Source organism: Rhodohalobacter sp. 8-1, from assembly GCF_038150125.1.
Classification (GTDB): Bacteria; Bacteroidota; Rhodothermia; order Balneolales; family Balneolaceae; genus SW132.
This window is the reverse complement of record NZ_JBBVMF010000025.1, coordinates 16,284-30,054: the sequence shown is the minus strand read 5'-3', so window position 1 is coordinate 30,054 and position 13,771 is coordinate 16,284. Positions and strand designations below refer to the sequence as shown.

Annotated in this window: 8 protein-coding genes; 7 read left to right on the top strand and 1 reads right to left on the bottom strand. The window is 46.3% G+C overall.

Translation table 11 applies throughout. The features are described 5' to 3' along the window. Positions 1–219 precede the first annotated feature (219 nt). Entirely contained in the window at positions 220–618 is a 399-nt protein-coding gene (locus AABW11_RS17830; RefSeq protein WP_340106589.1) for a hypothetical protein, read from the bottom strand. Positions 619–906: 288 nt separating this feature from the next. On the opposite strand from AABW11_RS17830, the gene dnaE reads away from it, so the two are divergent. The 7 genes from dnaE (at position 907) to AABW11_RS17795 (ending at position 13,576) form a co-directional block, all read left to right on the top strand. Then, positions 907–5,115, top strand: a complete 4,209-nt coding sequence (dnaE, locus tag AABW11_RS17825; RefSeq protein WP_340106587.1) for a DNA polymerase III subunit alpha — start codon at positions 907–909, stop codon at positions 5,113–5,115. Between the two features lie 175 nt (positions 5,116–5,290). After that, complete coding sequence (locus AABW11_RS17820) at positions 5,291–5,593, top strand: nucleotidyltransferase family protein (protein WP_340106585.1); 303 nt, start codon at positions 5,291–5,293, stop codon at positions 5,591–5,593. Continuing rightward, positions 5,590–5,940 (top strand): HepT-like ribonuclease domain-containing protein, encoded by a 351-nt coding sequence (locus AABW11_RS17815; protein WP_340106583.1) that lies wholly within the window; start codon positions 5,590–5,592, stop codon positions 5,938–5,940. Before AABW11_RS17820 ends, AABW11_RS17815 begins: the two co-directional genes overlap by 4 nt. Before the next feature lie 459 nt (positions 5,941–6,399). Continuing rightward, positions 6,400–8,166 (top strand): DUF2339 domain-containing protein, encoded by a 1,767-nt coding sequence (locus tag AABW11_RS17810; protein WP_340106581.1) that lies wholly within the window; start codon positions 6,400–6,402, stop codon positions 8,164–8,166. Positions 8,167–8,449: 283 nt separating this feature from the next. Then, positions 8,450–9,211 carry a ThuA domain-containing protein gene (locus AABW11_RS17805; RefSeq protein ID WP_340106579.1) on the top strand — a complete coding sequence of 254 codons (762 nt, stop codon included), beginning with the start codon at positions 8,450–8,452 and terminating at the stop codon, positions 9,209–9,211. Positions 9,212–9,243: 32 nt separating this feature from the next. After that, the gene (locus tag AABW11_RS17800; RefSeq protein ID WP_340106577.1) at positions 9,244–12,636 is read left to right on the top strand and encodes a HEAT repeat domain-containing protein; all 3,393 of its coding nucleotides are present in this window, start codon (positions 9,244–9,246) and stop codon (positions 12,634–12,636) included. Between the two features lie 64 nt (positions 12,637–12,700). Further along, positions 12,701–13,576, top strand: a complete 876-nt coding sequence (locus tag AABW11_RS17795; protein ID WP_340106575.1) for an endonuclease/exonuclease/phosphatase family protein — start codon at positions 12,701–12,703, stop codon at positions 13,574–13,576. Positions 13,577–13,771: the final 195 nt, after the last annotated feature.

The following is a 13,771-nucleotide window of genomic DNA, read 5'->3' as shown; positions in this document are numbered from 1 at the left end:
AATAAAAAATACTGAAAGCAACAATAGACCAGATAAATATGACGGGTAGAATTGCATAGTTTAGTCGTGTAATTCTGGATGAACGTTCACAGAATTAACTCATTTGATGTATGTAGTACAAATTTTTTTTAGAATTTATTTTTGATGACATGCTCCACAGATGTGGCAGGGTCACCGTGTTTGTTGCGGTATCAGGTTTCATGGTGGTGTCTTATCATACTAATACCGATCAAACACCCGTTCCGACTCATCAATCCCCGTGCTGTACTGAAGGACCAGCTGCTCACCGGTAAGTACACTTATTTGAAATCCAATTTCTGTGCCCGGATTATTGACGTTCGCAAGTATTAGCTCCCTTAAGTTCGATTCGGATGGATCGGACGGGGGGCGGATGTCCCAATAATAGATTTTATACAGTTCGTTATTATAGTATTTCTCAACTATCCCTTCGGTCTTAAATATCCAGCGATTGGGGTAAGAGTTTCCAGCGGCGATCCATATACCGGTAATCGCCGGAGCTTGTATATCTTCCTCTTCAACAGGTACAAACTCATGGAGGAGCTCACGGCAATAGTCTACCAGGTCCTGGATGACTGTTTTGTAATCAATAGTCTTCAAAAAAATTAAAATGGTTAAGTGTCAGAAGTATTAGTTGAAACAGATTTAAGGAGTTTTAGGGATTGATGCAAATTGATATTCGCTAATCGGTTTTAGTTTGATTTGATTTCGATATAACGATATTGATGATTAATGTTCTTATTTAAAATTTTTTTGGCAGCCTCAAATTTGTAATCTGCTCGATAATTGGAGAGTAAAATTTACTGAACTTTGTCTGTGATTGGTTCAAATCTGATTTATATTTCATCCTCGATTTAGCAAAAAAAATCCATCAGCAACTCCCTTTTTATGTACCTGATTTTTGATACAGAAACGACCGGTTTGCCTCAGAACTATTCGGCTCCGCGCAGTGATTTCGACAACTGGCCACGCTGTGTGCAGCTCGCCTGGCAGCTGCACGATCACACCGGGAAACTGATTTCAGAGGGCGATTATATCGTTCAGCCCGATGGGTTTACGATTCCGTTCAACTCTGAGAAAGTACACGGTATCTCTACCGAGCGGGCGCGAAAAGAGGGCATTCCGCTGAACGATGTGATGGATGCGTTCAACAAAGATGTGGAGCGGTCCACATTCGTGATCGGCCACAACCTGGAGTTCGACCTGAACATCATGGGGGCTGAGTACCTGCGGATGGAAAGGGACAATCCGCTGGATAAAAAAATTGACATCGACACTAAGGATGAGTCCACCGAATTCTGTGCCATTCCGGGCGGACGCGGCCGTTACAAATGGCCGACCCTTGCCGAACTTCACGATAAGCTGTTTGATGTGGGCTTTGAAGAGGCTCACAACGCCGCCGCTGATGTGGATGCCACAGCCCGTGCGTTTCTGGAGCTTGTGCGTCTTAGGGTCATCAAACCGCAGATGTCTGCCGATCTTGAATTGGAAAAGAAGGCGTTTGAGCTGATTGACCAGGATCACTACATGCCCAAAGTTGAAGAGCTGAAACGGCGCGGCGTAACAGGAGACGAAGGCAGTGATGATTCCACAATCGATCTGCCGGTAGCTGATGCCGATACAGCAAAAATTACCGGCTCGTTCAGTCATCTTCATACCCATTCAAAATACTCGGTGCTTGAAGCCGCCGCCGGAATAAATGACCTGATTGATAAGGCCAAAAAAGATGGCATGCCCGCTGTTGCCCTTACAGATTTGGGGAATATGTATGGAACCTTCAGTTTTGTCCAGAAAGCACATGATGCAGGCATTAAGCCGATTATTGGATGCGAGTGCTATTTTGTGGAAGACCGCCATCAGAAAAAGTTTACCCGGGATCACCGCGACAAACGATATCAGCAGGTGTTCTTGGCTAAAAATCGGGAGGGCTACCAGAATATTTCAGAACTTTGTTCTCTCGGGTTTATTGAAGGCTATTATTACAAATTTCCGCGAATCGATCGTGAGCTGGTAAAGAAATACCGATCCGGATTGATGGCCACAACCGGCGGACTCCAGGGTGAAGTTCCCGACCTGATTCTCAACAAAGGTGAAGAACAGGCGGAAGAGGCTCTTAAATGGTGGCACGAGCTGTTTGGTGACGATCTCTACATTGAACTGATGCGTCACGGCCTTGAAGAGGAAGAGCGTGTGAACTCGGTGCTGCTCAGATTTGCTAAGAAATATGGCATTAAAGTCATTGCGAGCAACAATGTGTTTTATATGGAGCAGGAGGATGCCAAAGCCCACGATGCCCTGCTCTGTATCGATAATGGCGAGCTGATGAGTACGCCGATCGGGCGAGGACGCGGCTACCGGTTTGGATTTCCAAACGACAAGTTCTATTTCAAGACGCAGGAGGAGATGAAGGCGCTCTTTGCGGATGTACCGGAAGCGATCACCAATACGCAGGAGATTGTGGATAAGGTGGATCCGATTGAGCTGAAACGCGATGTGATTCTGCCCAACTTTGCGCTGCCAGACCCGTTCGAAACGGAAGATGATTATCTGCGCCATCTTACGCTTGAGGGAGCAAAAAATCACTATGGCGAGCTGACTGATGAGGTTACGAACCGGATTGATCATGAGCTGAATATCATCAAGACGATGGGGTTTGCCGGTTACTTTTTGATTGTACAGGATTTTATCGCCAAAGCGCGGGAGATGGACGTGTTTGTGGGGCCCGGTCGTGGGTCAGCCGCGGGGTCGGTGGTAGCGTATTGCACCGGCATCACCAATATTGATCCGCTGATGTACGACCTGCTCTTTGAGCGGTTTCTGAACCCGGAGCGTGTGTCGATGCCTGATATTGATATCGACTTTGACGATGACGGTCGCCAGCGCGTGATTGATTACGTGGTGGACAAATATGGAAAATCGCAGGTGGCACATATTATTACGTTCGGCTCGATGGCTGCGCGATCGTCAGTTCGTGATGTGGCCCGGGTGCTGGATCTGCCGCTGCCCGATGCAGATCGCCTTGCCAAACTCATTCCTGAAACCATAGGGATTTCCCTGGCAGATGCATTTAAAGAAGTTCGTGAGCTTAGCGACATCAAAAAGAAGGATGATCTTGAAGGACAAACTCTTCAGATGGCTGAGACGCTGGAAGGATCGGTTCGTAATACAGGTATTCACGCGGCCGGTGTGATTATCGCTCCAGATAAGCTCACTAATTATATTCCCATTGCCACGGCTAAAGATGCCGATCTCTACGTCACGCAGTTTGATGGGAAAGTGATTGAAGATGCCGGGATGCTGAAGATGGATTTCCTGGGTCTTAAAACGCTGTCGATCTTAAAGACAGCGATCCAGCAGGTTAAAGACAATCATGGCACGGAATACAATCTGGATGATATTCCGCTGGATGATGAAAAAACCTTCGAGTTTTTCAAAAAGGGGCTGACCGTTGGCGTGTTTCAGTTTGAATCGGAAGGGATGCGCAAGCACCTGAAAGATCTAAAGTCGGAAACGATTAATGACCTGATCGCCATGAACGCACTCTATCGTCCCGGCCCGATGCAGTTCATCCCGGATTACATCAACCGAAAACATGGGAAGGAATCTGTTGAGTATCCGCATGATGATTTGAAAGGCATTCTAAAGCCAACTCACGGAATTATGGTCTACCAGGAACAGATCATGCAGGTAGCGCAAAAAATGGGGGGTTATTCACTCGGTGAAGCGGATGTGCTGCGTCGAATTATGGGTAAGAAGAAAGCTGATCTCCTGCCACCGGAAGAGAAAAAGTTTATGACGCAGGCTCAGGAGCTGGGCTACAGTAAAGAGGTCGCCAAGGATGTATTCGATAAAATGGCGTTGTTTGCCGGCTACGGGTTTAACAAGTCGCACTCCGCGGCGTATTCGGTCGTTGCGTACCAGACGATGTTTTTCAAAGCGAACTACACGGCTGAATACATGGCCTCGGTCTTGAGCCATAATATGGGCGACATCAAAAAAGTGTCGTTTTTTATTGAGGAGTGTCAGCGGTTGGAGATTCCCGTGGATCCGCCCAACATCAACACAGCCGAAGGTAAATTTGTAGTTCGAAATGGCCGCGTGCAGTATGGGATGTCGGCGATTAAAGGCGTGGGAAGTAATGCCATCGAGCAGATTGCCGAAGAACGAAAGGAGAGAGGCGAGTTCCGAACGATTTTCGATTTTGCTTCCCGAATAGATACGCGCGTCTGTAACCGGCGCACAATCGAAAGCCTGGTGCAGGCCGGCGCGTTTGATACCCTGCACGAAAACCGGGCGCAGCTTCTGGCCAGCGTGGAAGATGTGATCAGCTACGCCTCACGAAAGCAGGAAGAGGAGCGGATGAACCAGGCGAGCCTTTTTGGCGGTGAAACGGCCGACGGAATTTCTCTGGATGAACCCAAACTCAGAGACTGTCCGAAATGGACGAACATTGAGCGTCTGAACCGTGAGCGGGAACTGATTGGTTTTTACCTGAGCGGGCATCCCCTGGACCGGTATCGAGAGGACATCCGCCTATTTGCGTCTCATACGCTTGCCGAAGATAAACTCTCGGAGATGAATGACCGCGAACAGATAAAAATCGTGGGGATCATAACCAACGTGAAACAGGTGACCGATAAAAAAGGGCGGCCGATGGCGTTTGTTCAGATTGAAGACCTCCATGGTGCGATGGAAGTCCTGGTCTTCAGTGAAGTATTTGATCGTCACCAGGGATTGTTATCTGCCGATACAATTGTTCTTCTTGATGGAACGCTTAGCAGGCGCGGTCCAGCCAAAATCATGGCAAATACCCTGGAACGTGTTGAAAACCTCCGGGAAAAGTTCCAGAATCAATTGATGCTGAAGCTGCAGCTGCAAACCAGCTTGCTTTCGCACGACGATCTCAAAGACATGGCGACCCTCATGAGCATTCATAAAGGTGAAACACCGGTCACACTGAGAGTGGAAAGCGAACATGCCAATGGTCCGCTCAGAATGAACGTAAGAAAGTTTGTGGTGGAGCCAAACAATGATCTGCTCAACGGGCTTCGAAATATCGTCGGCAAAGATGCAGTTCAGCTGATGAGAACGTCTTAGATAGTAGATGTTAGATGGGAGATAAAAGATCTCCCCTCCGTGGGGAGATAATGGAAAGCGTTCAGTTTTTAAACTTGAGGGGTTTTCTTTACCAGGTAACCCGAGGGTTCAATATCTATTTAAAAATCTTATCCATTTACTTACTTTGAATTGAAGCATATTAAAATGTCCTCTAATGAATGACTCAAATTTTAACACAGAAAAACTCACGAAAAAACTTGAAGACTTAAAACCGGTCTTGGCGAAAGAGTATAAAGTGAAAGATATTGGTTATTTTGGATCTTATGCTTCCGGAGAAGAGAGGGAGTCGAGTGATATTGATATTTTGGTTGAATTTGAGGAGCCGCTTGGTTGGAAATTTTTTGAGTTGAAGGATTTTCTTGAAGAGCAACTTGGCAAACCGGTTGATCTAGTTACAAGGAATGCGTTGAAAGAACAGCTCCGAGAGTCGATACTTAGCGACACTATTTACGTATGACGAGGGAGAGTCGGAGTTACATTCATTATCTTGAAGATATGCTTGAATCCATGCGGAGGATTCAAAACTATACAGATGGTTTAACATTTGAAGAATTCACATCAAGCACGCTGAAAATGGATGCTGTTATCAGAAATCTTGAGATCATCGGTGAAGCTTCTAAAAACGTTCCTGATAACCTCAAAAATAAATATCCTGAGATACCCTGGCGCTCGATGTATGGGCTCCGAAATTACGTGGTACATGAATATTTTGGAATTGACTTCGAAAATATCTGGAAAATAATTAGAGAAGAATTGCCAAATAATTTTAAAGAGCTAGAAAGAATTATTGCTATCGAAAAATAGTAATGGATCAACAATTGTGTGAAAATAAGTAATGATTTTCTTGTAGATAAAAGATCTCCCCTCGGAGGGGAGATAATGAAAAGCGTTTAGCTTTTCATTTGAGGGGTGTGCTTAGGCAGGTAAGGTAAACATCCAAGGTTTCCGTAACCTTGCAGGATTAGTGAAGAAAAACTAGTGTTATGTCAATTCTCATTTGTCGCATAAATAGCTGACATTATTCCCGGAGCTTTGCAGAGTTTCTGTCAGCGACAAAAACCAACGCTGTCAGATCCGGTAGGTGCTGACAGGTTGCTTACGACATTTCATATTTGACTTAACACTAGTCTAATTGAGTAAAACTGCCCCAATTTTGATGTCTCACCTATTTATGTAACTTGATCGAAGTTTTGGCCCTTGCTTTAAACTACGCAGGCAAATGGGCTGAAGCATCTTAACCCTGAACGTAAAGTGCCGGTGTAAATGACAAGTGAAACACCTGAAGATTCGGATCTGGATCGTATCGAGCAACTCGAGAAACGAGTCGAGTATCTTGAAAGCGTTATTCGCAACAGCGATCGGGAGCAGGCATCCGCTTATGAATCATCACAAAGGGAGACTCGGGAGAAAGCGTCAGCTCAAACGGAGAAACCGGGAATTGGGGAACGGTTTATTGATGTATTTAGCATGCCGGCTATTTTGAAGGATAACTGGCTGTACTGGATTGGCGTGGGGTTGCTTCTGCTTGGCGTCATATTCCTTTTCAACTATTCCGTAGAGCAAGGATGGCTTATCCCGCCGGTCAGAAGCGCATTTGGGCTGCTTATTGGCGGAACCCTGTTCTGGCTGGGATTCACCAGGTTTGCCGGAGATAAAATCAGACCGTTTCTGATGGGAGCCGGTATTGGCGCGTTTTACATCACCGGTTTTGCTACGTTTCAGCTTTATAGTTTTATCTCTTACCCTCTCGCATTTAGTTTCATGATTGCTGTGACGGTACTCTCATTTGGCACGTCCATTCGTCAGAATTCCTCGACTCTTGCACTTATCGGAACGCTGGGTGGTCTTGCAACACCGTTTATGCTGTACAGGGGAGACGGCTCGTTGTTAATGCTGATGATCTACTGCTGCATCATCATGACCGGGGCCGCGGCTATTTACCAGTTTAAAGAGTGGGGATCACTACTTTGGAGTAAATTTATTGGTGGCAGCCTGGTCCTGCTTGTTGCACTCGTCACCAGTGTTTTAGATGTAGATGATCCGCTGTTTGCTGACCGGTGGATATTACAGAGCAGCCTGATTTACATGCTGGGGCTTGTCTGGGTGCTGCCTGTTGTCAAAGAACTAAAAAAAGGATCTTACCAAGGTCGGACGATGGAGGATGGCACACCACCGGCTACAGATAAAATACGGATCAGAGAAAATCCACACATTCAGGCGCTTGCACTGTTAATTCCCGTTTTGGCCGTTCAGTTTACGCATGGGGTTTGGTCGCTTTCTGAGCCCAATCTTGGTTTTCTTGCCATTATTGGTTCATCGATAACGGCAAGCTTCTGTTTTCCTTTGAGGCGAGCAGGGTTTCGGGATTTGTCGGCTACCCACATGTTCAGCGCTCTCGTTCTCTTTACCCAGGCTATGTTCCTGTTTTTTCAAGGCAACATGCTGTTGATTGTTGTGATACTTGAAGCCCTGGCACTTAGATATGCATCAACACGGTTCCGAGGTCAAATACTCTCCCTGGGGTCGCACCTGCTCGTTATGATAGCGTGGCTTTTGATGGCAGGTGAAACGTTATTTTCACTCGGGGAGTCCACCGCCATTTTAAATATGCAGGCGATGTCTGAAATGCTTGTTTTGATATCAACCGGGGTGTTTATCCCGATATATCTTAAAAACTCTAAGACGTCGGGATTCTATCAGCTGCTGGCACATATAGGGATGCTCGCCTGGCTGGCAAAAGAACTTACACCGCTTGATAATGGACAGATGATTACATCCGTAGCGTGGGGGATTTATGCGGTGATAGTTCTTATTGCCGGTTTTTGGGTCAAACGGCCGAAACTCAGAGGAGTGGGCATGGCCACACTTCTTCTCGTGGTTGGAAAGCTCTTTTTCGTCGATCTCAGCCAGACCAGCGCCTTGCTAAGAATCCCGCTTTTTATGGGCTTTGGCGCAATGCTGCTTTTGATCGGCTACTTTCTGCAAAAGTACTGGTCAGAAGGTGTAGTGCCCGATAGCAAAGAAGGATGATGATATGATATAATACAATATGATGTACTGCCAGCATCTCCCGATTGAGCTCAAACAGTTCATGCAGTATTTGGCTCATCTTTCGTTTTCCGATGATGGGAGATCGCGGATAGAATTCCGCGGTGACCGGAAATGAATATTGAATCTATTGAAGTCATGCCGGCCCCGAGCCGGTATCCAACATTTATGTTTCATTTGACAGTTGTAAATAATCGATAATTCGCTACACCCTTTTGATTCCTTCTTTTATTTTATATATCTACAAAAAATTAAAAATTCATTTATGACATATTCCCTTTACCTCAAATTTTTTCTGCTGATTCTTCTTATTTCAGTGACCACGCTCTCATGCACGTCAGAGGAGCAGAATTCCATCAAAGCTCTCTATATAACTGGCGGCGGCTGGCATGATTATGAAACGCAGGAAGACCTGTTTGTCAAGGGAATGAATGAGCGACTAGGTTCGGATTTTGAATGGACGATTGTGCATGAAGGTAATAAAGAGCCCGACCATCTTGTCTCGATTATGCAGGAAGACAATTGGACGGAAGGGTACGACCTGGTAGTTCATAATACCGGTTTTGGCCGGGTGAATAATGCAGAATTTGTGAAATCGTTTGTGGAAGATCATTACGGGACACCGGCAGTGCTCATTCATTCAGCCGTTCAAAGCTACCGGTATTCAGAACCTGCCGATCCATGGTTTCAGTTTATGGGGCAGCAATCGATGTGGCACGAAGAACAGCGTGGTTTTGAGGTTGAAAATGTGGCAGTTGATCACCCCATCATGCAGGATTTTCCCGAAACATGGCAGAATCCCGATGATGAGCTCTATGTGGTAGAAGAGGCTTGGGGCGACATCACGCCGCTTGCGAGAGCCTATGGCGTAGAAACGGAAGAGTATCACACCGTTACCTGGTCTCATGAAATTGATGATACGAGAATATTTGCAACCACGATGGGACACACAAATCAAGTCTTTGAAACGGATATCTTCCTCGATACCCTTGCAAATGGAATAAGATGGGCGGCGGGCAAGCTCTAATTGACGAATAACGGTAATAGCTTCACTATTATATGATCAAATTACTTTTAAAGGTTGTGTTCTTAGGCGGTCTGATTTTAAGTGGGTGCGGTGAGGACACTCGTGAGCCGATTGTCCAGACGGTGACCGATAGCGAGGCGGAAGATTTAGCTGAAAGAATAGAAATGGAAATGTCTCCCACGGTTGCCGAAGGGTTTGATGTTTCACTTTGGGCGTCAGAAGATCTCCTGAATGATGCCATTGGACTGGATGTGGACGACCTGGGGCGTGTGTATGTTTCTATTACTGAACGCCGGCGAACTTCTGAGATCGATATTCGCGGTCATAGCGACTGGATGATTGAATCTATCACCCTTGAGACAGACGAAGACAAAAAAGAGTTTTTACATCGAAAACTGGCACCGGAAAACAGTGATCAAAATGAATGGATAACTGATTTCAATGGTGATGGAAGTCATGATTACCGCGATCTTGCCGTTAATAAAGAATCTGTTTTACGACTTGAAGATACCTCAGGCAACGGGCACGCAAATCAATCTATAGAGCTCATTCGGGATTTTCATAAAGTTAACACAGACGTGGCAGGTGCTGTGCTATTTCATGGTGGCGATCTGTTTCTTGGCGTATCCCCGGATATGTGGCGAATTCGAGATACGAATGGCGATGGGTATTGGGATCAAAAAGAGTCGATTGCTCATGGATTTGGAACCAATATTGGGTTTGGCGGACATGGAATGTCGGGACTCACAACAGGGCCGGATGGTCGGATTTACTGGTCGATTGGAGATGTAGGAATGAGCGTGGTTGATCAAAATGGTAAACGATGGCACTATCCGCGGCAGGGTGTGATTGTGCGGTCTGAGACGGATGGAAGCAATTTTGAAGTTTTTGCGGCAGGTTTAAGAAATACCCATGAGTTCGTTTTCGATAAGTATGGAAATCTTATCACTGTTGACAATGATGGCGATCATGCCGGAGAGCACGAGCGATTGGTGTACTTGGTGAACGGATCCGATAGCGGATGGCGTCTCAACTGGCAGTTCGGAAAGTACGGCGATCCAAAAAACAACGACTACAAAGTATTGATGGATGAGGAATATTTTAAACCGCGGTTTGAAAATCAGGCGGCGCATATTTTGCCGCCGCTCGATAGCTATGAAAGTGGTCATTCAGGTGTAGCATATAACTCGGGAACAGCGCTCAGTGAAAAATACAGAGACACATTTTTTATCGGGAAATTCGTGGGGTCACCCGCCAATTCCGGTATTCATGCATTTACGCTTGAGGAAGACGGCGCTGCATTTTCACTCAAAAGTGAACAGCAGATACTGGAAGGCCTGCTTCCAACAAGCCTCGATTTTGGCCCGGATGGTTCACTTTACTTCCCTGATTGGATCGAGGGATGGGCCTTAAAACAAAAGGGACGAATATGGAAACTCGATTCTCAGAGCTCAGATGAAACCTACCGTTCGCTCCGCCAGGAAACTGAAACGTTATTGGCGGATGATTTTTCCGATGAATCCGCAAACAGGCTCAGGGATCTGTTGCAGCACGCCGACATGAGAGTCCGGCAAAAATCTCAGTTTGAACTCGCCTCCCGTGATGACACGGATGCGCTGCTTGAATCAATTTCACAAACAGGTCACCAGCTGGCACGTATTCACGGTATTTGGGGAGTAGCACAGGTCGCCCGCCGATCAACCGGCGCAGCAGAGTTGCTTATTCCATATCTGAAAGATGAAGATTCTGAAATCAGGGCGCAGTCTGCGAAAATGCTTGGAGATGTTCGATATGAACCGGCAGCCGAAGCGCTGATTCCTCTTCTTGAAGATGAACAGTTACGCGTGCGCTTTTTTGCCACTGAAGCACTGGGACGCCTTGCCTGGGAGCCGGCGTTTGTACCCATCATCAACATGCTGGAAGACAACAAAGATGAAGATGTGTATCTGCGCCACGGCGGGGCAATCGCGCTTGAGCGACTTGGAAACGAGGAGAAGCTAATGGCTCTTTCAGATCACTCGTCGAAAGCGGTGAGAATTGCAGCTGTTGTTGCCTTGAACAGGCTCGAAAGTCCAGGCGTAATAGAATTTTTGAGTGATGATGATGAATTTATCGTCACAAATGCGGCCCGGGCTATCAATGATGATACCATGATTGAAGACGGCCTCGACGAATTGTCGGCTTTTCTTAATCAGGATAGTTTTATGAATGAGCCTTTACTGAGGCGTGCTATTAATGCATCACTCTATTTAGGCACTCAAGACGCAGCTGACAGGCTAACGGCGTTTTCTTTGAGTAGGGATGTTCCGGTTGAATTAAGAGTCGAAGCCCTTGAAACACTCGCCGTCTGGCCTGAACCATCGCTGCTCGACCGCGTCACAGGCGACCCGAGAGGAGTCGTAAAAAACGATCCTGAGTTAGCTGTTCAGGTAGTAGAGCCCAATTTTGAAGAGATACTTACTGACGGTGATCCGCAGATAAGAATTTCAGCGCTGAACGCAGCCAGTGGATTAAAGTTGACATCAGCCATATCAATGATTCTTCCGCTGCTGCAGCATGATCCATCACCTGACGTTCGGATTGCATCGCTTCAAACACTCGCCACCCTAAGCTATGACGACATCGAAAACGCGGTGTATCTTGCACTTGATGATGAAAATGACCGCGTACGAGGCCGTGCACTTGAAAGTGTTCCGGGACTTGAAATTCCGCCAGAATCAAAAGCGGCGATTATGGGAAGTGTTCTGGAAAGCGGAACTGTTGAAGAACGCCAGGTGGCCTACCAGATACTCGGTACAATGAAAAGTGCCGAAGCCAATTCAATACTCAGTGCTCAAATGGATATGTTGATATCTGATGATCTTGACAGTGAAGTTGAGCTTGATCTTGTTCTTGCAGCAGAATCGTCAGATGGTTCATCTGTGAATGAAAAGCTGCGATTGTATCAGGCCGAAAAAGACAGGTCAGATTCCGTTTCTGTTTACCGGGAATTACTGTATGGAGGAAGTGCAGATTCAGGCCGGCGTGTGTTTTATCGGAACGCGGCCGCCCAGTGCATTCGGTGCCACGTGGTTGATGGTAACGGTAGTAATGTTGGGCCCGATCTTTCTGATGTGGGCAACAAACTGTCACGCAGACAACTGCTGGAATCCATGGTGAATCCCGGTGCGCGAATTGCTCCCGGTTATGGCTCGGTGACGCTCACGCTTTCGGATGGTTCTATAGTTCGGGGGATGCTCACTGCAGAGTCTGCCTCCCGTATCACGATTGAAAACAGAGATGGTGAACGGGTCGTAGATAAAACTGATATTGAAGAAAGAAAAAACTCACCATCCGGAATGCCGGCAATGGGCAATATATTAAGCCGTGACGAACTTCGGGATCTTGTCGAATTCCTGGCAACTCTCGATGGTGGTTCAGAATGAAGATAAATTGCGTTACGAAGAAATATTTATCGCCGGGCCATGATAACCATCAAACTTACACTTTATGAAAGCTGTTCTAATCTTATTAACGTTTGCAAGTTCAATAGTTACGGTAGTGGCTCATCAAACCAATAACACGATGAATCAGAATCAAAATGCGATGACCGTCATGTCCTATAATATCCGGTATAACAACCCGGATGACGGTGAAAACGCATGGCCCAACAGGAAAAACCATGTGACTGATATGATGAATTCAGTGTATGATGCCGATGTTATCGGGGTTCAGGAAGCTTTGAAAGGTCAGCTGGATGATTTACAGGCTCGCATGCCAGGCTATTCGTGGGTAGGCGTTGGCCGCGATGACGGAAAAAATACCGGTGAGTTCTCGCCCATTTTTTATAAGACTGAACGCGTTGAACTTATTGTAACAAATACGTTTTGGCTATCAGAAACCCCGCACCGGCCGGGGAGCAAATCGTGGGATGCAGCAATTACACGCGTAGCAACCTGGGCAAAGTTCAGGGATCGTATGAACGATCAGGAATTTTATGTTATTAACACACATTTCGATCATGTTGGTGAAGTGGCACGGGTAGAAAGCGCTAAATTGATCACTCAGTTTGTGGATGACCTTGAGGAGAACCTCCCGGTGATCGTAACCGGCGATTTTAACATTCCCGAAAGCTCAGAAGCGTATTCTGTTCTGACAGAATCGAAACGGCTCAGCGATGCAAGGTATGAGTCGGAAAGCGGCCATTCAGGCCCGACGGCATCTTTCAGCGATTGGGAAACGCTTCGGCCAGAAGAGTCAAGAATTGATTATATCTTCGTGAGTGATGAGGTTGGCGTTTTGTCACACCGCATCGCAGCTGATCGATATGACGGGCGTTTTCCGTCAGATCACCTTCCGGTTGTATCAGAAGTCGTTCTGGATTGATGAAAGACTTCAAATAGTTAATGTAAGAGTGCATCAAACCGATAAAGACTGATCTTTAAAGAGAAAAATATTCCAAGAGTTGAATGTTTGCCTGGAAAATCAAATTAATAATTACGTAGTGTAAGAGGATCACAACTAAAAAATGTTGGTTTATTTGATTTGTGCTCATGATGCTCTTGAGTGGGATCAGGACGA